The organism is Collimonas sp. (genome assembly GCF_039923675.1).
Lineage (GTDB): Bacteria > Pseudomonadota > Gammaproteobacteria > Burkholderiales > Burkholderiaceae_D > Collimonas.
The window spans coordinates 1-18,202 of record NZ_JBDTCG010000066.1 but is presented as its reverse complement, the minus strand read 5'-3'; the positions used below and the strand labels follow the sequence as shown (position 1 = coordinate 18,202).

Sequence of the window (18,202 nt, the reverse complement as noted above, 5' to 3'; positions counted from 1 at the left end):
CAAGAATCTCAGTCGCGGTTAGGCTGCGGCGTCAGACGCAGATAAGGACGGATTATCCTGAAACCTTTAGGGAATTTCTGTTTCAGAACCTCTGGATCCTGCAGCGATGGAACGATCACCACATCCTCGCCATCTTTCCAGTTGCCCGGTGTGGCCACCGAATAATTATCGGTCAGTTGCAAGGAATCAATCACGCGCAGGATCTCGTCGAAGTTGCGGCCGGTGCTGGCTGGATAGGTGATGATCAGGCGCACTTTCTTGGCCGGATCGATCACGAACAAGGAACGCACGGTAGCGGTTGCGCTGGCGTTCGGATGGATCAGGTCATACAGCTCCGAAACCTTGCGATCAGCGTCAGCAATGATCGGGAAACCGACCACGGTGTTCTGCGTTTCGTTGATATCCTTGATCCATTCCTGATGCTTGTCGGCCGGATCGACAGACAGCGCAATCACTTTGACCCCGCGCTGTTCAAACTGCGATTTCAGTTTGGAAGTCAGGCCGAGTTCAGTGGTGCAGACCGGCGTGAAGTCGGCTGGATGTGAAAACAACACGACCCACGAAGAACCGGCCCAATCATAGAAACTGATTTTGCCGAGCGAAGAGTCTTGCTCAAAATCCGGGGCGACATCGCCAAGGCGTAAAGTCATTTCAGTCTCCTTTAGATTGCACTGGTTTTGCTAAAACCATAGAACCAAAACTATAGCGTTGCGGCAGCCATAGCCCAAATAATTTTATCGACTATCTACATAACCTGCGGTAAGAAGGCAGGCTCACTCATTTTACGCTTCCAGCACATACCCATTCATGAGCTTTGCCGAAAATACGGCAACACTGGTGTGTTGATTATATTTTTGCATCCAGGACCGACAGCGATTGCAGGAATTTATCGGCATTCTGATAACCAATCACGCGGCCATGCGGGACTTCCTGGCCCTTGCCATCAAAGAAGATGATGCCCGGCGGCCCAAACAGATTGAAGCGCTTGAGCATCGCCTTGTCGTCCGCATTGTTGGCGGTGACATCGATTTGGAGCAAGATCATGTCGCCAAAACGCGCTTGTACCCGTGGATCGGTAAAAGTGAATTTTTCCATCTCTTTGCAGGATACGCACCAGTCAGCGTAGAAATCCAGCAATGCGGTTTTACCATTGGTCTGGGCCAGCGCCGCATCCAGTTCCGCCACCGATTTGACGCGAATGAACTGGGCGTGGCTGCTTTCCTGTTTACCGCCCAGGTGCGCCAGCGGCGCCAGCACATCGCGGCCGCCGGTAATACCGCCGACCAGTTGCACCACGCCGCATACCATGAACACTACGCCGAACGCCTTGGCGAACCAGGCGTTGGAGGATTTACCCCACAGCAGGAAGGCGCCGTAGCCGATGCCCAAGGCTGCCCAGCCGAGCATTTGTCCCAGCACTGGAATTACCGGCGAGACCATCCACAAAGCCACCGCCAGCATCAGTACGCCAAAGAAGCGCTTGACCGACTCCATCCAGGCGCCAGCCCGCGGCAACAAGGAACCGGCGGAAATCCCCACCACCATCAGCGGCAGGCTCATGCCGACCGCCATCGCAAACAAGGCACTGCCGCCTATTACGACGTCGCGCGTCTGGCTGATATACACCAGCGCACCGGCTAGCGGCGCCGCCACGCACGGGCCGACGATCAATGCCGAAATCGCCCCCATCACGAACACGCCGATCAGCTTGCCGGCAGATTGCTGGTCGGAGGCCTTGGTCAGCTTGGTCTGGAACGCGGACGGCAATTGCAGCTCGTAGTAACCGAACATCGACAAAGACATCAGTACCATCAGCAAGGCGAACGCCGACAGTACCCAGGGATTCTGCAAGGTCGCTGCCAGGCCCTCACCAGCCAACCCGGCAGCCACGCCCAGCGCGGTGTATACCAGCGCCATGCCGAGCGCGTAGGTGATGGAAAGCAGGAAGCCGCGGCGGCGGCTGACTTGCGTGCCTTCACCGACAATAATCGAAGACAGGATCGGCACCATCGGCAGTACGCATGGCGTAAACGCCAGGCCCAGGCCCAGCAGCAGGAACAAAGGCATGATCACCAGCAGCTTGCCGCCCTTCAGTGACGATTCGATGCGGCCCGATTCAGAATCCGCGGGAGCAGGCTGTACGGCATTGTCCGCAGGCGGTTTGACGTTGGCAGCGGGACTGCCGCTGTCGACGGCCGGGGCTTGCGGCGTATCGATTGCAACGCCGCCGGTTTTAGCGATACCCATCGCACTCAGCAAACCGCCACCGCTGCTGCTGCCAGTGGCACCGGCGCCGCCGGTGCTTGAAAGGTTGACGCGCGAATCCATGGGCGGATAGCAGAGGCCCTTGTCAGCGCAACCCTGGCCCGTGGAAATCAAGGTGAAATTGCCGCTCGCCTCGACCGGCAAGCGGATGGTGACGCTGTGATGATAGGTTTCGACGTTCTTGTTGAAAGTCTGGTCGAACTTGACCCTGCCGCCGGGGATTTGCGGCTCTCCCAGAGTGGCGCCTTCAGCCTTGAAGTGGAAGCGCTCACGGTACATATAGTAGCCGTCAGCAATCGCATAGGTCACCTCGGCGGTCTTGGCGTCAACCATGCGCGCGGAGAATTTGAACGCCACTTCCGGCGCCAGATATTCGTCATCGTCGGCATGCGCGAGAGTAAAGACGAACAGCATGGCAAACAGCAGTGACAATTGCTTGAGAGACTTAAACATTCACGTCCTTTTGGGTTTCTGCGGTAATCCAGTCGAGATAGGCCGGCAAGCCGGCCACAATCGGTAAGGCAATTATTTCAGGCAATGCATACGGATGCGCCGCCTTGATGGCGCTTTCCAGTTCCGCATAGCGGCTGGCCGCGGTCTTGATCAGCAGCGTCACTTCCTCCGCATGCTCTACCGCACCTTGCCAGCGATACACGGACTGCACCGCCGGCAGGAGATTGACACAAGCCGCCAGCTTGCGTTCCACCAGTTGCTGCGCCAATATTTGCGCGCTGGCAAGGTCCGGCAAGTTGGTGAGTATAAGCAAGGCTTGTGACATAGTCGATTTCTTTGATCTATCCTTACAAGGCGCGGCGGCGCCCAGAACGCAAAAAAGCCAGGCTAGGCCTGGCTTTTGATTTTAACGCAGCTTGAATACTTAAGCTTAGTCAGCTGTCGGTACTTCAGCGTCGTCGCTCATTTCCGGACGATCCATCAGCTCGATGTAAGCCATAGGGGCGTTATCGCCAACGCGGAAACCCATTTTCAGGATGCGCAGGTAGCCGCCGTTACGGTTAGCATAGCGTGGACCCAGTTCGGCAAACAGCTTCAAGACCATTTCGCGGTCGCGCAGGCGAGCAAATGCCAGGCGCTTGTTTGCCAGTGTATCGGTCTTGCCCAGTGTCAGGATCGGTTCGATCACGCGACGCAGTTCTTTTGCCTTTGGCAATGTGGTCTTGATTGCTTCGTGACGCAGCAGCGAAACAGTCATGTTGCGCAACATGGCCAGACGGTGGGAAGAGGTACGATTTAATTTACGAAGGCCGTGACGGTGACGCATGGTAATTCCTTTCAGTTTTTGAGTTTACATCCAGCTCTTCGATCGACTTCGGCTATTGCCTGGTCGCGGGCCGGTTGAAATTAATACAGCAGATGAATACGACAATGGATACAGCAAGAGCAAAACAAGCTCAGGGGCGGTATTTTAACTCACCCCCGAGCTTTACAACAAATATTACTTTTCCAGACCTGCAGGCGGCCAGTTTTCCAGCTTCATGCCCAGTGTCAAACCACGGGATGCCAGAACTTCCTTGATTTCGTTCAAGGACTTGCGGCCCAGGTTTGGCGTCTTCAGCAGTTCATTCTCGCTACGCTGGATCAGATCGCCAATGTAGTAGATGTTTTCTGCTTTCAGGCAGTTGGCCGAACGTACTGTCAGTTCCAGGTCGTCGACCGGACGCAACAGGATTGGATCGACTTGCGGTGCGCGGGATGGGGCTTCAGCAGCAGCTTCAGTGCCTTCCAGTGCAGCGAACACGTTCAGTTGGTCAACCAGCACGCGGGCCGATTGGCGAATCGCTTCTTCCGGAGTGATCACGCCATTGGTTTCAATGTTGATGACCAGCTTGTCCAGATCGGTACGCTGTTCCACACGCGCGGATTCGACAGCGTAGGAAACACGGCGGACCGGCGAAAACGACGCGTCCAGAATGATGCGACCTATGGTCTTGTTGGCATCTTCAGTCAGGCGACGAACGTTGCCCGGCACATAGCCACGGCCTTTTTCAACCTTGATCTGCATGTCGAGCGCGCCACCGGCTGTCAGGTGAGCAATCACGTGATCCGGGTTGACCAGCTCTACGTCATGCGGCAGATCGATGTCGGAAGCCAGCACAGCGCCTTCGCCATCTTTTTTCAGTGTCAGTGTGACTTCGTCACGGTTATGCAACTTGAATACGACGCCCTTCAGGTTCAGCAGGATGTCGACTACGTCTTCCTGCACACCATCCAAAGACGAATATTCATGAACTACACCGGCGATCGTCACTTCAGTCGGCGCATAGCCAACCATCGATGACAGCAGGACGCGGCGCAGTGCGTTGCCCAGAGTGTGGCCGTAACCACGTTCAAACGGTTCCATCACGACTTTAGCGTGGCCTGCACCCAATGCTTCTACTTCGATAATACGTGGCTTCAACAAGCTGTTTTGCATGAAATGTCCTCTTCAATACCCTCGGCTCGTTACACCGATAAGGCTGATGGCATTAAGGGCGCCGCCACAATCACAAGGACTGTCAGAGGCACCCTGATGAAAAGGCCCTTCCTGAAACAGGAAAGGCCAAAAACTAAAATTAACGCGAATACAATTCGACGATCAGCGATTCGTTGACGTCGTTAGCGATTTCGTTGCGGTCTGGCAGGGACTTGAAAGTACCTTCCATTTTCTTCGCATCAACCGAAACCCACGATGGCATGCCGCCTTGTTCGGCCAGTTGCAGCGCTTCAACGATACGCACTTGCTTCTTGGCTTTTTCACGAACAGCGATGACGTCGCCGGTCTTCACTTGGTAAGAAGCGATGTTGACCACGTTACCGTTGACGGTGAACGCTTTGTGCGAAACCAGTTGACGGCTTTCAGCGCGGGTCGAACCGAAACCCATACGATAAACGACGTTGTCCAGACGCGCTTCCAGCAAACGCAGCAATGTTTCGCCGGTGTTGCCCTTGCGACGGTCCGCTTCAGCGAAATAACGACGGAACTGGCGTTCCAGAATGCCGTACATACGCTTAACTTTTTGCTTTTCGCGCAATTGGTTACCGTAGTCGGAGGTACGTGCACCAGATGTGCGGCCATGTTGACCTGGCTTGGAATCCAGTTTGCACTTGGAATCCAGCGAGCGGCGTGCGCTCTTCAGGAACAGGTCCGTACCTTCACGGCGGGAAAGTTTTGCTTTAGGTCCGATATAACGTGCCACGGTGCTTCCTTTTAAAAATATGACGCCGGGATATTGCTATCCGTTGGGGTCGGCATACGACCTGGCGCTAGTCTGGTTTGCTTTCAACCAGACGGTGGGCTTAAGAACAAAACCCGCCAAGGTCATTGGCGGGCTACTTGCATACGCTGAAGTTACACAACAGCGAAAATCAGAATCGATTTAGATACGACGACGCTTTGGTGGGCGGCAACCGTTATGTGGTACTGGCGTTACGTCTTGAATCTGGGTGATCTTGATACCCAGGTTGTTCAATGCGCGAACAGCGGATTCACGACCAGGACCTGGGCCCTTGATACGCACTTCCAAATTCTTAACGCCGCATTCCACAGCCACTTTACCAGCGGCTTCGGCTGCAACCTGCGCTGCAAATGGAGTCGACTTGCGGGAGCCTTTAAAGCCAGCGCCACCAGATGTCGCCCACGACAACGCGTTACCTTGACGATCGGTAATCGTGATGATGGTGTTGTTGAAAGACGCGTGGATATGCGCGATACCTTCAGCAACGTTCTTTTTAACTTTTTTACGCACACGTGCTGCTGCGGCGTTATTTGGGGACTTTGCCATAATAATTTCCTTGAATCCGACTACCTAAGAACAATCAGCTGCCGCAAAGTGCGGCACCTTAATTATTTCTTCAGCGATTGAGCGGCTTTGCGCGGGCCCTTGCGGGTACGTGCATTGGTACGAGTACGTTGGCCACGGCAAGGCAAGCCTTTGCGATGACGCATACCACGATAGCAACCCAGATCCATCAAACGCTTGATGTTCATCGACAGTTCACGACGCAGGTCACCTTCGACGACGAATTTTGCAATTTCGTCGCGCAGCTTTTCCAGCTCGTTATCGTCGAGATCTTTGATCTTCTTCGTAGTCAAAATACCCGTGCTGTCGCAAATTACTTTTGCGCGTGGGCGGCCAACACCGTAGATGGCTGTCAAGCCGATAACGGTGTGCTGATGATTTGGGATGTTTACCCCTGCAATACGTGCCATTCGTTATTCCTCGATCAATAACGTTAATTAACCTTGGCGCTGTTTATGGCGCGGCTCTGTACAAATGACGCGAACCACGCCTTTGCGCTTAATGATCTTACAGTTGCGGCAGATGCGCTTGACTGATGCGAGCACTTTCATTTTCGTCTTCTTTCTATACTAAAAGTTACTTGGTACGGAACACAATCCGTGCCCGGCTTAAATCATAAGGTGTCAATTCTACCGTCACCTTATCTCCTGGGAGGATGCGAATATAGTTCATGCGCATCTTGCCAGAAATATGACCGAGGACGATATGTCCGTTTTCCAACTTGACTCTAAATGTTGCATTGGGGAGATTCTCAAGAATCTCGCCTTGCATCTGGATAACGTCGTCTTTTGCCATTCGGTCTACTGGTTCCTTTGGTCGTTCGTATCAACACTTAGCGTGTGGACACGCCGCCCTTGAAATTTGCCTTACGAAGCAGCGAATCATATTGCTGCGACATCACGTAATTCTGTACCTGCGCCATGAAATCCATGGTGACCACTACGATAATCAACAGCGATGTACCACCAAAATAAAACGGTACTTTCCAGCGGGCGATCAAGAATTCCGGAACCAAACAAACAACCGTAATATAAACCGCACCAACCAGTGTCAAACGCATCAAAATCTTGTCGATATAACGTGCTGTCTGCTCGCCTGGACGAATCCCTGGTACAAACGCGCCGCTCTTCTTCAGGTTGTCAGCTGTTTCTTTGCTGTTGAACACCAACGCTGTATAGAAGAAGCAGAAGAACACAATTGCTATCGCATACAGCAGAGCATGAATCGGTTCGCCCGGTGCCAATGAACCCGCCATATCCTTCAGGAAGTTCACAACAGGGTTGGTTGAATCACCCGAAGTAAACCAACTCGTGATTGTCGCAGGAAACAAGATGATCGAGGAAGCGAAAATTGGAGGAATCACACCAGCCATGTTCAGCTTCAGTGGCAAATGACTGCTTTGACCACCATAAATCTTGTTGCCTACCTGGCGTTTCGCATAATTCACCAGAATCTTGCGTTGGCCACGTTCGATAAATACCACCAGATATGTCACGCCGGCAGCGATCAAGCAAATCAGAATCGCCGACAAGGCACTCATTGAACCGGTACTTACCTGACCGAACAAACCACCAACTGCATTCGGCAAACCAGCTGCAATACCTGCAAAGATGATGATCGAGATACCATTACCGAGACCACGCTCTGTAATCTGCTCACCCAACCACATCAAAAACATCGTTCCTGTTACCAGCGTCACAACTGTCGTGAAGCGGAAAGCCAAGCCGGCATCCAACACCAGGCCGGGTTGCGATTCCAGTGCCACCGCGATCCCCAGAGCCTGAAACGTCGCCAGCAACAGCGTACCGTAACGAGTGTACTGAGTAATCTTGCGGCGGCCTGATTCGCCTTCTTTCTTCAACGCTTCCAGCTGGGGCGACACAATCGACATCAACTGCATTACGATCGATGCCGAGATATACGGCATGATACCCAGCGCGAACACGGTGAACCGCGACAACGCACCACCAGAGAACATGTTGAACATGCCCAAAATACCGCCCTGGTGCGCCTTAAACAATTGCGCCAACTGCGATGGGTCAATTCCCGGAACGGGAATGTGAGCGCCAATACGATATACAACCAGTGCACCTAGCAAGAACCACAGACGGCCCCATGGGAAGCCGCTCGCAGCACTCTTTGCAAGTTGGGGTGAAGTCGCCACTTATTGCTCCATTGCTACGAGTTAGAACGACAAATTAAGCAACCGATCCACCGGCCGCTTCAATCGCAGCTTTTGCACCTTTGGTAGCGATCAAGCCTTTGAGTGTCACTTTTTTAGTGAGCTCGCCCGACAAGATAACGCGTACCACACGTGCCAGCTCGCCGATAACGCCAGCTTGCTTCAACACTAGGATATCTACTTCAGTTACCGGCAGGTTTTCCAGGTCCGACAAGCGAACTTCAGCTTTATACGGCGTTGCCATCGACTTGAAGCCGCGTTTTGGCAAACGACGTTGCAGAGGCATTTGACCGCCTTCAAAGCCGACTTTGTGGAAACCGCCTGAACGCGATTTTTGACCCTTGTGACCGCGGCCGGCTGTTTTACCGATACCCGAGCCGATACCACGACCAACGCGACGCTTGTAGTGCTTGGCGCCATCTGCAGGTTGAATAGTATTCAATTCCATAATTTGCTCCGTTCGCAAGCCTAAGCTTACGACACCACTTTCACAAGATAGGACACTTTATTGATCATGCCGCGCACCGATGGGGTGTCTTGTAATTCGGAAACCGAATTAACACGACGCAGACCCAAACCGCGCACTGTTGCGCGATGCGTTTCGCGCGTGCCGATCAAACCCTTGATCAATTGTACTTTTACAGTCTTTGTCATTTTGATCACCTTAGCCGAGAATTTCTTCAACGGACTTGCCGCGCTTGGCAGCGATTTCCGATGGAGTGTTCATTTTTGACAAGCCGTTCAAAGTAGCACGAACCATGTTGTACGGATTGGTCGAACCAGTGGACTTCGCCACAACGTTCGTCACACCCAATACTTCAAAGATTGCGCGCATTGGACCGCCTGCAATAACGCCGGTACCGTCTTTAGCTGGCAGCATCAAAACCGATGACGCGCCGTGCTTGCCGGAGATTGCGTGTTGCAAAGTACCGTTCTTGAGCGTTACCTTGATCATCTTGCGACGGGCTTCTTCCATAGCCTTCTGCACTGCAACTGGCACTTCTTTCGATTTGCCCTTGCCCATGCCGATACGGCCATCGCCATCACCAACAACAGCCAATGCTGCGAAACCCATGATACGACCACCCTTGACCACTTTGGTCACACGGTTGACCGCGATCATTTTTTCGCGCATGCCATCATCCGGCTTATCGCTTTGCATTTTCGATTGCATTTTTGCCATGACGATTCTTCCTTAGAACTTCAGACCGGCTTCACGGGCGGCATCTGCCAGCACCTTGACGCGGCCGTGGTAACGGAAACCGGAGCGATCAAACGCAACTTCGGTAACTCCGGCTTTCAGTGCCTTCTCGGCAACACGCTTGCCAACCAGAACTGCAGCTGCTGCATTGCCGCCTGCACCGGACTTGCCGGCCAGTTCCGCACGTACTTCAGCTTCCAGTGTGGAGGCCGAAGCCAACACTTTAGCGTCAGGGCCGATGATGCTGGCGTAAATGTGCAAGTTGGTACGATGCACTGCCAGGCGATTCACCTTTAACTCTGCGATCTTGGCACGCGTTTGGCGTGAGCGGCGCAGACGTGATTGTTTCTTATCCATCGTCAACCCCTATTACTTCTTCTTGGTTTCTTTAAGGATTACCACTTCGTCCGAGTAACGAACGCCCTTGCCCTTATAAGGCTCAGGTTCGCGGTAAGCACGAATTTCTGCAGCAGTCTGACCAACACGTTGCTTGTCGATACCCTTGATCAGGATCTCGGTTTGCGTCGGTGTTGCCACGGTAACGCCTTGCGGCATCTGGTGCACAACAGGATGCGAAAAACCGAGGGACAGATTCAACTTGTCGCCTTGAGCTTGTGCACGAAAACCCACGCCAACCAGGTTCAGCTTCTTTTCAAAGCCCTTGGTTACACCGTTGACCATGTTGTTGACCAGAGCACGCAGGGTGCCGGACATCGCATTGGCTTCACGACTTTCGTCAGCGGCAGCGAAATTCAGCGTGCCGTTGTTGTTTTCGATTTTTACCAGGCCATTCAAAGCCTGGGACAACGAGCCCAACGGGCCCTTGACTGTGATCTGCGCTGCTGTAATGGTCGCTTCCGCGCCAGTCGGCAGTGCAATCGGCATTTTACCTACACGTGACATATTGCACTCCTTAGGCGACGTAGCAAATAACTTCGCCACCGACACCGGTTGCGCGCGCTTTGCGGTCCGTCATGACACCAGCAGGTGTCGAAATAATTGCCACACCTAAGCCGTTCATCACGTTAGGGATGTCATCTTTGCCCTTGTAGATACGCAGCCCTGGACGGGATACGCGATCAAGGCGTTCGATAACAGGACGGCCGGCGTAATACTTCAAACCGATTTTGAGTTCCGCTTTGCCGCCTTCTTCTGCGACAGCGAAATCTTCAATGTAACCCTCGTCCTTGAGGACGTTGGCAATCGCAATCTTGACCTTCGACGATGGCATTGCCACTGTTGTCTTGTGAACTACTTGCGCATTGCGGATACGGGTCAGCATATCGGCGATAGGATCGCTCATACTCATTGCATATTCTCCTATTACCAGCTTGCTTTAGTCATACCCGGAATTTCGCCACGCATGGCGATTTCACGGAGCTTAATACGGCCCAGACCGAACTTGCGGAAAGTGCCACGTGGACGACCAGTCAGGGAGCAACGATTACGTTGACGGGTCGGAGCCGAGTTACGTGGCAGCGCTTGCAATTTCAAGCGAGCTTCGTAGCGCTCTTCTTCCGACTTGGATTGGTCATCAATGATTGCCTTTAACTCGGCACGTTTACCGGCGTATTTCTTTACCAGGTCAGCGCGCTTTTGTTCACGGTTAATCAGTGCCAGTTTTGCCATGGCAACCTCAGTTTCTGAACGGAAATTTAAATGCGGCGAGAAGCGATTTTGCTTCGTCGTCGGTCTTTGCAGTCGTCGTGATACTGATATTCATACCACGCAACACATCAATCTTGTCGTACTCAATTTCGGGGAAAATGATCTGCTCTTTCACGCCGATATTGTAGTTACCACGACCGTCAAATGCACGACCGGAGACGCCACGGAAGTCACGAACGCGCGGCAGCGCGACAGTGATCAGGCGATCCAGAAACTCGTACATATGAGCGCCACGCAATGTAACCATGCAACCGATTGGATAGCCTTCACGGATTTTGAAACCCGCGATAGCTTTCCGCGCCTTGGTCACGACTGGCTTCTGACCTGCAATCTTGGTCAAATCGCCAACAGCGTGTTCAATGATCTTCTTGTCCGCGATCGCTTCCGACAAACCCATGTTCAGGGTGATCTTCAGGATGCGCGGCACTTCCATTACGGACTTGTAAGCGTATTTCGCTGTCAGGTCGGTAACCACTTTATCTTTATAGAATTCTTGGAGACGGGCCATGATCTCTTAAACCTTAACAACTTCGCCACTGGACTTGAAAACGCGGACTTTCTTGCCGTCCACATCTTTAAAACCAACGCGATCTGCCTTGCCAGTTGCTGCATTGAACAATGCAACATTTGACACGTGAATTGGCATCAGCTTGTCAATGATGCCACCAGTTACACCAGTCATCGGGTTTGGCTTGGTCGCTTTTTTAGCAACGTTGACACCCTCTACGACGACGTGATTAGCATCAACGCGTTGCTTAACAACACCGCGTTTGCCCTTGTCTTTACCAGTCAGGACGATTACTTCGTCGCTTTTCCGAATCTTATCCATCTCGACTCCTTACAGCACTTCAGGCGCGAGTGACACAATCTTCATGAAGCGCTCAGTGCGCAGTTCACGAGTGACTGGTCCAAAAATACGCGTACCAATTGGCTCAAGCTTCGCGTTCAGCAGCACTGCTGCATTGCCATCGAACTTGACCAACGAACCATCTTGACGACGAACACCTTTAGCGGTCCGCACGACAACGGCGTTATAGATCTCGCCTTTCTTGACGCGACCACGTGGCGCTGCCACTTTGACGGTAACCTTGATCACATCACCAATACTGGCATAGCGACGCTTGGAACCACCCAGAACTTTGATACACATGACTTCGCGTGCACCAGTGTTGTCGGCTACTTCGAGCCGGCTTTCCGTTTGAATCATAATATTTTCTTTCCCAACTTAACTCGCTGCCGCACGATGCGGATTTACGGTCAGTCTTGGTCCTGTCAGGGCAACTCTGCTGAGCGCACTGCTTAGGTGGACGACTTCCAAAACTTCTTGCTAGTACAAAAATTTACTGCGGGGTGATGCTATTTTTTGTATCGCTCTTGATGGAAGCCAACAGGAGCGAAGCCAAGCATTATTACATCAAAATGCTTGGCTCGCAACAAATAATTACAGGACTTGTGCCACTTGTACCACACGTGTCACGCTCCAAGCTTTAGTCTTGGAGATTGGACGTCCTTCTTGGATCTCGACAACGTCACCTTCCTTGGCCTGGTTGGTTTCGTCATGTGCATGGTACTTGTTAGTACGCACGATGATTTTGCCATACAGAGGATGCTTGACGTGGCGTTCGATCAGGACGGTAACAGTCTTGTCCATTTTATCGGACACAACTTTACCAACCAGCGTGCGCTTGAGCGCTTGTTTCACTTGATCGTTCATTACAGGGCGCCCTTCGAATTGATGACGGTCTTGACCCGTGCTATATCGCGACGAACTTTCTTCAATTGCGACGTATTGCTCAATTGCTGAGTAGCGATTTGCATGCGAAGGCTAAACTGCGCCTTCAGCAATTCGTTCAGCTCTTTCGTCAAGGCCGCTTGATCTTTGTCGCGGAGTTCTGATGCATTCATGTTTAACTCCAATTATTGGCCGATTTGACGCACGACGAACGTGGTCAACAACGGCAATTTAGCTGCAGCCAAACGGAATGCTTCGCGCGCCAGTGTTTCGTCGACGCCATCCATCTCGTACAGCATTTTACCTGGCTGGATTTCAGCCACGTAATACTCTGGATTACCCTTACCGTTACCCATCCGGACTTCGGCTGGCTTTTGCGAAATTGGCTTATCCGGGAAAATACGAATCCAGATACGACCACCCCGTTTGATATGACGGGTCATTGCGCGACGAGCTGCTTCAATCTGACGCGCGGTGATACGACCGCGGCCAATCGCCTTCAAGCCAAATTCGCCAAACGACACGGCGGTACCGCGCGAATGCGAAATGCCCTTGTTGCGGCCCTTTTGCTCTTTACGATATTTTCTGCGTGCTGGTTGCAGCATGATTATTCTCCTGCTTTCTCGGCCGGCACAGCAACTGCAGCAACCGCAGTTACAACACCATCAGCAGCACCATCCGGCTTCTTGGCACGGGCCGGACGCGCAACTGGCGCACCTGGACCTGCCGTTGTAGTTTTAGCACGTGGACGACCGGCTGGCTTGCCATCATCGCGACGTGGACCACGGCGTTTCTTGTCATCGTCGTTAGGTACGTCGATTACCGGCGCATCGCCGTTAGCCAGACGATCACCCTTGTAGACCCAGACTTTGATGCCGATAATGCCGTACGTGGTTTCAGCTTCGCCGAAACCATAGTCGATGTCAGCGCGCAGTGTGTGAAGTGGTACGCGACCTTCGCGATACCATTCGGTACGTGCGATTTCGATACCATTCAAACGACCCGACGACATGATCTTGATCCCTTGCGCGCCCAGACGCATTGCGTTCTGCATCGCACGTTTCATCGCGCGGCGGAACATGATGCGTTTTTCGAGCTGTTGCGCGATCGAGTCAGCGATCAGTTGTGCATCGATTTCAGGCTTACGAATTTCTTCGATATTAACGTGAACCGGCACACCCATCAGCTTAGTCAGCGCGGACTTCAGTACTTCGATGTCCTCGCCTTTTTTACCAATAACAACACCAGGACGCGAGCTGTAAATCGTGATGCGTGCGTTCTTTGCAGGACGCTCGATAACAACGCGGCCGACCGATGCGTTCTTCAGTTTTTTCTTGAGGAAAGCGCGAACTTTCAGATCTTCGCCGAGCATTTGGGCAAAATTGCTATTGCCTGCATACCAGCGGGATCCCCAGTTACGTGTAACCGCAAGGCGAAAACCGGTTGGATGAATCTTCTGTCCCATCGTGACTCCTTAGTTTCCGACAGTCACGTATATGTGACAGGATTGCTTCGAGATACGATCGCCACGGCCTTTAGCACGCGCTGTGAAGCGCTTGAGGACCGAACCTTTTTCCACGTAAATCGTCGTAACTTTCAGCTCGTCGATGTCTGCACCGTCATTGTGTTCGGCATTCGCAATTGCGGATTCCAGAACACGCTTGATGATGGCTGCACCTTTCTTAGGACTGAAAGTCAGGATGTTTAGCGCGTGATCAATTTTTTTGCCGCGAATCAGGTCGGCGACCAGACGGCCCTTTTGGGCCGACAGGCGCACGCCGCGGAGGGTAGCTTTAGTTTCCATCATCGGACCTTATTTCTTAGCCTTCTTATCAGCAGCATGACCCTTGAACGTACGGGTCAGCGCGAATTCGCCGAGCTTGTGACCAACCATGTTCTCGGACACATATACCGGGACGTGTTGTTTGCCGTTATGCACAGCAATCGTCAGACCGATAAAATCCGGCATGATGGTCGAGCGACGGGACCAAGTCTTGATTGGCTTTTTGTCTTTGACTGCTTGTGCAGTTTCGACTTTTTTCACCAGATGGGCGTCGCAGAACGGCCCTTTTTTCAATGAACGTGTCATGTGTTACCCCTTATTTCTTGCCACGGCGCGAGACGATCATGGAAGTAGTACGCTTGTTGCGGCGTGTCTTCTTACCCTTAGTCTGTTGACCCCATGGCGAAACTGGATGACGACCAGCTGCGGTCTTACCTTCACCACCACCGTGAGGATGGTCAACCGGGTTCATGACCACACCGCGAACGGTAGGACGAACACCACGCCAACGCATCGCACCCGCTTTACCGATCTTGCGCAGGCTGTGTTCGGCATTGCCGACTTCACCTACGGTAGCGCGGCATTCGATGTGTACACGGCGAACTTCACCGGAACGCAAACGAATTTGAGCGTAAGTACCTTCACGAGCCATCAACACCACGCCGGCGCCGGCTGTACGTGCCATTTGGGCACCTTTACCTGGCAGCATTTCGACGCAATGCAGAATCGTACCAACCGGAATATTACGGATTGGCAAGCAGTTACCGGATTTGATCGGCGCTTCCGAGCCGCTCATTACCTGGTCGCCTACAGCCATGCCTTTAGTGGCGATGATGTAGTGACGTTCGCCGTCGGCGTAGCACAACAGAGCAATATTCGCAGTACGGTTTGGATCGTATTCGATACGTTCCACTTTCGCAGGAATACCATCCTTGGTGCGCTTGAAGTCGATCAGACGGTAATGTTGCTTATGACCACCGCCGATGTGGCGAGTAGTGATATGACCGTTGTTGTTACGACCAGCTGTTTTCGACTTTTTCTCAACCAGGGCAGCAAATGGACGGCCTTTGTACAGGTCGGGATTAACGACCTTGACCATGCCACGGCGGCCCGGCGAGGTTGGTTTAACTTTAACGAGTGCCATTATTTAGCCTCCTCGGTGAAGTTGATCTCTTGACCCGGCTTCAAGCATACGAATGCGCGGCGGGTATGGTTGCGGCGGCCCATCGACTTGCCGCTACGCTTTTGCTTACCCTGGCGATTGGCAACTTGTACCGACTCAACCTGAACTTTGAAGAGCAGCTCGACAGCAGCCTTGACTTCCAATTTGGTAGCGTCTGGTGCGATACGGAAAACGACTTGCTCGTTTTTCTCCGCAACCATCGTTGCCTTTTCGGAAATTACCGGCGCCAGCAACACTTTCATCAAGCGTTCTTCGCTATGTTTAATTGCGTTCATGCCAGCATCTCCTCGATCTTCGCCAAAGCCGCCTTGGTGATCAGGATCTTCTTGTAGAACACAAGCGATACTGGATCAGCGTGACGTGGCTCGCATACCAGGAAACCTGGCAGATTGCGCGACGCCAACAACAGGTTTTCTTCCAGATTGTCGGTGATGACCAATACGGAATCCAAACCCATGCCCTTTAGTTTTTGCGACAGCAGCTTGGTCTTTGGCGCTTCGACCGAGAAATTCTCGACGACCGACAGACGACCTTCGCGTGCCAACTGCGACAGAATCGAGCAGAGACCTGCGCGATACATCTTCTTGTTGACTTTGTGGGTGAAGTTTTCATCAGGCGAGTTCGGGAAAATCCGACCACCGCCGCGCCACAAAGGCGATGACGACATACCAGCACGAGCGCGGCCGGTACCCTTTTGGCGCCATGGCTTTTTAGTCGTGTGATGCACTTCTTCACGGTCTTTTTGCTTACGGTTACCGCTACGAGCGTTAGCCTGATAAGCAACTACGACCTGGTGAATCAGAGCTTCGTTGTAGTCGCGGCCGAAAATGGTATCCGGAGCAGCAACGTTCGAAGCAGCTTGACCTTGGTCATTCAGGAGCTTGAGTTCCATGAATTAGGCTCCCTTCTTAGCTTTGATTTTGATCGCAGGGCTGACCACAACTTGGCCGTTCTTGGCGCCTGGAACCGCACCCTTGACCAGCAACAGTTGGCGCTCAGCGTCAACACGTGCGATTTCGAGGTTTTGCGTGGTTACAGTAACGTCACCCATGTGACCGGTCATGCGCTTACCAGGGAAAACACGACCTGGATCTTGCGCCATACCGATGGAACCCGGGACATTATGCGAACGGGAGTTACCGTGGCTGGCACGACCGGATGCAAAGTTGTGACGCTTGATAGTACCGGCGTAACCTTTACCGATCGAGACACCTTGAACGTCAACCTTTTGACCGACTTCGAACAGGCTTGCAGCGATAATGTCGCCAGCCTTCAGCTCGGAAGCCTTGGTTGAATCAATGCGGAATTCTCTGAGGATGGTACCAGCCTCGACGCCAGCTTTGGCGTAGTGACCAGCAGCAGCTTTAGTCACGCGTGAAGCGCGACGCTGACCGAATGCAACTTGAACAGCGGTATAACCGTCTGTTTCAGGCGTTTTGATTTGGGTCACGCGATTGTTCGATACGTCGACTACGGTAACAGGGATTGAATCCCCATCTTCCGTGAAGATGCGCATCATGCCAACCTTGCGACCAACAAGGCCTAAGCTCATTGTTTTTCTCCATTCCCACCTACGATTGGGCGGGGCTGATGTTTGTACAACTAAAATAAGCACGACTGCGTGGACGAAATCCGCCGGCAATCGCACCGAAGCCGATCAGTATAACCGGGTAAATTTTTATTTGCAAGACCATCTTTGTCGTGGTATGTCAAACATTCGCCGGTTACGGCTGATTTACAACACTCGCCAAAAAACTGAGGGCAGACCATTTGTCGCGCTACCGCGACGCCTGAAGTCCGCCCTCAATTGTGGTGAATTTATTACTGCAGCTTGATTTCTACGTCTACGCCAGCTGGCAAGTCCAGCTTCATCAACGCATCGACAGTCTTGTCGGTTGGGTCAACGATGTCCATCAGGCGTTGGTGCGTACGGATTTCAAACTGGTCGCGCGATGTCTTGTTGACGTGCGGCGAACGCAGAACGTCAAAACGCTGGATGCGTGTTGGCAGTGGTACTGGACCCTTGACAACAGCGCCGGTGCGCTTGGCTGTATCGACGATTTCCTGAGCCGACTGGTCGATCAGTTTGTAATCGAATGCTTTCAGGCGGATACGGATTTTTTGATTAGGAGCTGACATGATTTTCCTTAAAAGAACGAACCATGGATGACAGCCATCCACGGCATATTGTTACATTGACATATTGGCCAGCCACCGAAGCGGCCGGCCAATCGTAAATCGCACTACAATTTCAATACTGCAACTTCAATTACGCGTCAGGCAGGATCTTGGCAACAACGCCTGCACCAACAGTACGGCCACCTTCGCGGATCGCGAAACGCAGACCTTCTTCCATCGCGATCGGGTTGATCAGCATCACTGTGATCGACA

At 52.6% G+C, this 18,202-nt stretch carries 32 protein-coding genes and 1 pseudogene; all 33 read right to left on the bottom strand.

The features are described from left to right. Positions 1-8 precede the first annotated feature (8 nt). Complete coding sequence (locus tag ABI171_RS14350) at positions 9-650, bottom strand: peroxiredoxin (RefSeq protein WP_348093221.1); 642 nt, start codon at positions 648-650, stop codon at positions 9-11. Positions 651-846: 196 nt separating this feature from the next. Continuing rightward, complete coding sequence (gene dsbD / locus ABI171_RS14345) at positions 847-2,718, bottom strand: protein-disulfide reductase DsbD (protein WP_348093220.1); 1,872 nt, start codon at positions 2,716-2,718, stop codon at positions 847-849. Next, the gene (gene cutA, locus ABI171_RS14340; RefSeq protein WP_348093219.1) at positions 2,711-3,043 is read right to left on the bottom strand and encodes a divalent-cation tolerance protein CutA; all 333 of its coding nucleotides are present in this window, start codon (positions 3,041-3,043) and stop codon (positions 2,711-2,713) included. Before cutA ends, dsbD begins: the two co-directional genes overlap by 8 nt. A gap of 105 nt (positions 3,044-3,148) precedes the next feature. Continuing rightward, positions 3,149-3,544: a 50S ribosomal protein L17 gene (gene rplQ / locus ABI171_RS14335; RefSeq protein WP_348093218.1), complete on the bottom strand. Its 396-nt coding sequence runs from the start codon at positions 3,542-3,544 to the stop codon at positions 3,149-3,151. A 174-nt stretch (positions 3,545-3,718) separates the two neighbouring features. Then, positions 3,719-4,696, bottom strand: coding sequence for a DNA-directed RNA polymerase subunit alpha (rpoA, locus tag ABI171_RS14330; protein ID WP_014004419.1), 978 nt, complete (start codon positions 4,694-4,696; stop codon positions 3,719-3,721). Positions 4,697-4,835: 139 nt separating this feature from the next. Continuing rightward, entirely contained in the window at positions 4,836-5,459 is a 624-nt protein-coding gene (rpsD, locus tag ABI171_RS14325; RefSeq protein WP_061936397.1) for a 30S ribosomal protein S4, read from the bottom strand. 180 nt (positions 5,460-5,639) lie between these two features. After that, on the bottom strand, positions 5,640-6,044 hold the full coding sequence (rpsK, locus tag ABI171_RS14320; protein ID WP_014004417.1) for a 30S ribosomal protein S11: 405 nt from the start codon (positions 6,042-6,044) through the stop codon (positions 5,640-5,642). A gap of 62 nt (positions 6,045-6,106) precedes the next feature. Then, complete coding sequence (gene rpsM / locus ABI171_RS14315; protein ID WP_038484686.1) at positions 6,107-6,472, bottom strand: 30S ribosomal protein S13; 366 nt, start codon at positions 6,470-6,472, stop codon at positions 6,107-6,109. Positions 6,473-6,499: 27 nt separating this feature from the next. Further along, complete coding sequence (gene rpmJ / locus ABI171_RS14310) at positions 6,500-6,613, bottom strand: 50S ribosomal protein L36 (RefSeq protein ID WP_014004415.1); 114 nt, start codon at positions 6,611-6,613, stop codon at positions 6,500-6,502. Between the two features lie 25 nt (positions 6,614-6,638). Next, on the bottom strand, positions 6,639-6,857 hold the full coding sequence (gene infA / locus ABI171_RS14305) for a translation initiation factor IF-1 (RefSeq protein WP_014004414.1): 219 nt from the start codon (positions 6,855-6,857) through the stop codon (positions 6,639-6,641). 37 nt (positions 6,858-6,894) lie between these two features. Further along, positions 6,895-8,226: a preprotein translocase subunit SecY gene (gene secY / locus ABI171_RS14300; RefSeq protein WP_348093217.1), complete on the bottom strand. Its 1,332-nt coding sequence runs from the start codon at positions 8,224-8,226 to the stop codon at positions 6,895-6,897. A gap of 34 nt (positions 8,227-8,260) precedes the next feature. Then, positions 8,261-8,692 (bottom strand): 50S ribosomal protein L15, encoded by a 432-nt coding sequence (rplO, locus tag ABI171_RS14295; protein WP_061936394.1) that lies wholly within the window; start codon positions 8,690-8,692, stop codon positions 8,261-8,263. A gap of 26 nt (positions 8,693-8,718) precedes the next feature. Further along, on the bottom strand, positions 8,719-8,898 hold the full coding sequence (rpmD, locus tag ABI171_RS14290; protein ID WP_041742931.1) for a 50S ribosomal protein L30: 180 nt from the start codon (positions 8,896-8,898) through the stop codon (positions 8,719-8,721). A 10-nt stretch (positions 8,899-8,908) separates the two neighbouring features. Further along, positions 8,909-9,427 (bottom strand): 30S ribosomal protein S5, encoded by a 519-nt coding sequence (rpsE, locus tag ABI171_RS14285; RefSeq protein WP_014004410.1) that lies wholly within the window; start codon positions 9,425-9,427, stop codon positions 8,909-8,911. A 12-nt stretch (positions 9,428-9,439) separates the two neighbouring features. After that, positions 9,440-9,802 (bottom strand): 50S ribosomal protein L18, encoded by a 363-nt coding sequence (rplR, locus tag ABI171_RS14280; RefSeq protein WP_348093216.1) that lies wholly within the window; start codon positions 9,800-9,802, stop codon positions 9,440-9,442. A 12-nt stretch (positions 9,803-9,814) separates the two neighbouring features. Then, the gene (gene rplF / locus ABI171_RS14275) at positions 9,815-10,348 is read right to left on the bottom strand and encodes a 50S ribosomal protein L6 (RefSeq protein ID WP_348093215.1); all 534 of its coding nucleotides are present in this window, start codon (positions 10,346-10,348) and stop codon (positions 9,815-9,817) included. Between the two features lie 10 nt (positions 10,349-10,358). Beyond that, complete coding sequence (gene rpsH, locus ABI171_RS14270; protein WP_014004407.1) at positions 10,359-10,754, bottom strand: 30S ribosomal protein S8; 396 nt, start codon at positions 10,752-10,754, stop codon at positions 10,359-10,361. A 14-nt stretch (positions 10,755-10,768) separates the two neighbouring features. Further along, on the bottom strand, positions 10,769-11,074 hold the full coding sequence (gene rpsN / locus ABI171_RS14265) for a 30S ribosomal protein S14 (protein WP_014004406.1): 306 nt from the start codon (positions 11,072-11,074) through the stop codon (positions 10,769-10,771). Between the two features lie 7 nt (positions 11,075-11,081). Further along, positions 11,082-11,621: a 50S ribosomal protein L5 gene (gene rplE, locus ABI171_RS14260; protein WP_038484668.1), complete on the bottom strand. Its 540-nt coding sequence runs from the start codon at positions 11,619-11,621 to the stop codon at positions 11,082-11,084. Positions 11,622-11,627: 6 nt separating this feature from the next. Then, positions 11,628-11,942 (bottom strand): 50S ribosomal protein L24, encoded by a 315-nt coding sequence (gene rplX / locus ABI171_RS14255; RefSeq protein ID WP_014004404.1) that lies wholly within the window; start codon positions 11,940-11,942, stop codon positions 11,628-11,630. A 9-nt stretch (positions 11,943-11,951) separates the two neighbouring features. Then, on the bottom strand, positions 11,952-12,320 hold the full coding sequence (gene rplN / locus ABI171_RS14250; RefSeq protein ID WP_014004403.1) for a 50S ribosomal protein L14: 369 nt from the start codon (positions 12,318-12,320) through the stop codon (positions 11,952-11,954). 234 nt (positions 12,321-12,554) lie between these two features. Then, entirely contained in the window at positions 12,555-12,827 is a 273-nt protein-coding gene (gene rpsQ / locus ABI171_RS14245) for a 30S ribosomal protein S17 (protein WP_014004402.1), read from the bottom strand. Continuing rightward, positions 12,827-13,018, bottom strand: coding sequence for a 50S ribosomal protein L29 (gene rpmC, locus ABI171_RS14240; RefSeq protein ID WP_348093214.1), 192 nt, complete (start codon positions 13,016-13,018; stop codon positions 12,827-12,829). Before rpmC ends, rpsQ begins: the two co-directional genes overlap by 1 nt. A gap of 12 nt (positions 13,019-13,030) precedes the next feature. Beyond that, complete coding sequence (gene rplP, locus ABI171_RS14235; RefSeq protein WP_014004400.1) at positions 13,031-13,450, bottom strand: 50S ribosomal protein L16; 420 nt, start codon at positions 13,448-13,450, stop codon at positions 13,031-13,033. A gap of 2 nt (positions 13,451-13,452) precedes the next feature. Next, positions 13,453-14,310, bottom strand: a complete 858-nt coding sequence (gene rpsC, locus ABI171_RS14230; protein WP_348093213.1) for a 30S ribosomal protein S3 — start codon at positions 14,308-14,310, stop codon at positions 13,453-13,455. A gap of 9 nt (positions 14,311-14,319) precedes the next feature. Continuing rightward, positions 14,320-14,652 (bottom strand): 50S ribosomal protein L22, encoded by a 333-nt coding sequence (gene rplV / locus ABI171_RS14225; RefSeq protein WP_172656933.1) that lies wholly within the window; start codon positions 14,650-14,652, stop codon positions 14,320-14,322. A 6-nt stretch (positions 14,653-14,658) separates the two neighbouring features. Continuing rightward, positions 14,659-14,934 carry a 30S ribosomal protein S19 gene (gene rpsS / locus ABI171_RS14220; RefSeq protein WP_014004397.1) on the bottom strand — a complete coding sequence of 92 codons (276 nt, stop codon included), beginning with the start codon at positions 14,932-14,934 and terminating at the stop codon, positions 14,659-14,661. A gap of 10 nt (positions 14,935-14,944) precedes the next feature. After that, positions 14,945-15,772 carry a 50S ribosomal protein L2 gene (gene rplB, locus ABI171_RS14215; protein ID WP_348093212.1) on the bottom strand — a complete coding sequence of 276 codons (828 nt, stop codon included), beginning with the start codon at positions 15,770-15,772 and terminating at the stop codon, positions 14,945-14,947. Further along, on the bottom strand, positions 15,772-16,086 hold the full coding sequence (gene rplW, locus ABI171_RS14210; protein WP_038484658.1) for a 50S ribosomal protein L23: 315 nt from the start codon (positions 16,084-16,086) through the stop codon (positions 15,772-15,774). Before rplW ends, rplB begins: the two co-directional genes overlap by 1 nt. Next, positions 16,083-16,703 (bottom strand): 50S ribosomal protein L4, encoded by a 621-nt coding sequence (gene rplD, locus ABI171_RS14205; protein WP_348093211.1) that lies wholly within the window; start codon positions 16,701-16,703, stop codon positions 16,083-16,085. Before rplD ends, rplW begins: the two co-directional genes overlap by 4 nt. 3 nt (positions 16,704-16,706) lie before the next feature. Further along, positions 16,707-17,363, bottom strand: a complete 657-nt coding sequence (gene rplC / locus ABI171_RS14200; RefSeq protein WP_348093210.1) for a 50S ribosomal protein L3 — start codon at positions 17,361-17,363, stop codon at positions 16,707-16,709. 269 nt (positions 17,364-17,632) lie between these two features. After that, positions 17,633-17,950 carry a 30S ribosomal protein S10 gene (gene rpsJ, locus ABI171_RS14195; protein WP_038484649.1) on the bottom strand — a complete coding sequence of 106 codons (318 nt, stop codon included), beginning with the start codon at positions 17,948-17,950 and terminating at the stop codon, positions 17,633-17,635. Positions 17,951-18,080: 130 nt separating this feature from the next. Next, positions 18,081-18,202, bottom strand: a pseudogene (locus ABI171_RS14190) (elongation factor Tu); the annotation flags it as partial.

Excerpts from the sequence above, each read along its gene's own strand:
- ABI171_RS14350 (WP_348093221.1), bottom strand. The coding sequence starts at position 650 with ATGACTTTACGCCTTGGCGATGTCGCCCCGGATTTTGAGCAAGACTCT.
- dsbD (WP_348093220.1), bottom strand. The coding sequence starts at position 2,718 with ATGTTTAAGTCTCTCAAGCAATTGTCACTGCTGTTTGCCATGCTGTTC.
- cutA (WP_348093219.1), bottom strand. The coding sequence starts at position 3,043 with ATGTCACAAGCCTTGCTTATACTCACCAACTTGCCGGACCTTGCCAGC.
- rplQ (WP_348093218.1), bottom strand. The coding sequence starts at position 3,544 with ATGCGTCACCGTCACGGCCTTCGTAAATTAAATCGTACCTCTTCCCAC.
- rpoA (WP_014004419.1), bottom strand. The coding sequence starts at position 4,696 with ATGCAAAACAGCTTGTTGAAGCCACGTATTATCGAAGTAGAAGCATTG.
- rpsK (WP_014004417.1), bottom strand. The coding sequence starts at position 6,044 with ATGGCAAAGTCCCCAAATAACGCCGCAGCAGCACGTGTGCGTAAAAAA.
- rpsM (WP_038484686.1), bottom strand. The coding sequence starts at position 6,472 with ATGGCACGTATTGCAGGGGTAAACATCCCAAATCATCAGCACACCGTT.
- rpmJ (WP_014004415.1), bottom strand. The coding sequence starts at position 6,613 with ATGAAAGTGCTCGCATCAGTCAAGCGCATCTGCCGCAACTGTAAGATC.
- infA (WP_014004414.1), bottom strand. The coding sequence starts at position 6,857 with ATGGCAAAAGACGACGTTATCCAGATGCAAGGCGAGATTCTTGAGAAT.
- rplO (WP_061936394.1), bottom strand. The coding sequence starts at position 8,692 with ATGGAATTGAATACTATTCAACCTGCAGATGGCGCCAAGCACTACAAG.
- rpmD (WP_041742931.1), bottom strand. The coding sequence starts at position 8,898 with ATGACAAAGACTGTAAAAGTACAATTGATCAAGGGTTTGATCGGCACG.
- rpsE (WP_014004410.1), bottom strand. The coding sequence starts at position 9,427 with ATGGCAAAAATGCAATCGAAAATGCAAAGCGATAAGCCGGATGATGGC.
- rplR (WP_348093216.1), bottom strand. The coding sequence starts at position 9,802 with ATGGATAAGAAACAATCACGTCTGCGCCGCTCACGCCAAACGCGTGCC.
- rplF (WP_348093215.1), bottom strand. The coding sequence starts at position 10,348 with ATGTCACGTGTAGGTAAAATGCCGATTGCACTGCCGACTGGCGCGGAA.
- rpsH (WP_014004407.1), bottom strand. The coding sequence starts at position 10,754 with ATGAGTATGAGCGATCCTATCGCCGATATGCTGACCCGTATCCGCAAT.
- rpsN (WP_014004406.1), bottom strand. The coding sequence starts at position 11,074 with ATGGCAAAACTGGCACTGATTAACCGTGAACAAAAGCGCGCTGACCTG.
- rplE (WP_038484668.1), bottom strand. The coding sequence starts at position 11,621 with ATGGCCCGTCTCCAAGAATTCTATAAAGATAAAGTGGTTACCGACCTG.
- rplX (WP_014004404.1), bottom strand. The coding sequence starts at position 11,942 with ATGGATAAGATTCGGAAAAGCGACGAAGTAATCGTCCTGACTGGTAAA.
- rplN (WP_014004403.1), bottom strand. The coding sequence starts at position 12,320 with ATGATTCAAACGGAAAGCCGGCTCGAAGTAGCCGACAACACTGGTGCA.
- rpsQ (WP_014004402.1), bottom strand. The coding sequence starts at position 12,827 with ATGAACGATCAAGTGAAACAAGCGCTCAAGCGCACGCTGGTTGGTAAA.
- rpmC (WP_348093214.1), bottom strand. The coding sequence starts at position 13,018 with ATGAATGCATCAGAACTCCGCGACAAAGATCAAGCGGCCTTGACGAAA.
- rplP (WP_014004400.1), bottom strand. The coding sequence starts at position 13,450 with ATGCTGCAACCAGCACGCAGAAAATATCGTAAAGAGCAAAAGGGCCGC.
- rpsC (WP_348093213.1), bottom strand. The coding sequence starts at position 14,310 with ATGGGACAGAAGATTCATCCAACCGGTTTTCGCCTTGCGGTTACACGT.
- rplV (WP_172656933.1), bottom strand. The coding sequence starts at position 14,652 with ATGATGGAAACTAAAGCTACCCTCCGCGGCGTGCGCCTGTCGGCCCAA.
- rpsS (WP_014004397.1), bottom strand. The coding sequence starts at position 14,934 with ATGACACGTTCATTGAAAAAAGGGCCGTTCTGCGACGCCCATCTGGTG.
- rplB (WP_348093212.1), bottom strand. The coding sequence starts at position 15,772 with ATGGCACTCGTTAAAGTTAAACCAACCTCGCCGGGCCGCCGTGGCATG.
- rplW (WP_038484658.1), bottom strand. The coding sequence starts at position 16,086 with ATGAACGCAATTAAACATAGCGAAGAACGCTTGATGAAAGTGTTGCTG.
- rplD (WP_348093211.1), bottom strand. The coding sequence starts at position 16,703 with ATGGAACTCAAGCTCCTGAATGACCAAGGTCAAGCTGCTTCGAACGTT.
- rplC (WP_348093210.1), bottom strand. The coding sequence starts at position 17,363 with ATGAGCTTAGGCCTTGTTGGTCGCAAGGTTGGCATGATGCGCATCTTC.
- rpsJ (WP_038484649.1), bottom strand. The coding sequence starts at position 17,950 with ATGTCAGCTCCTAATCAAAAAATCCGTATCCGCCTGAAAGCATTCGAT.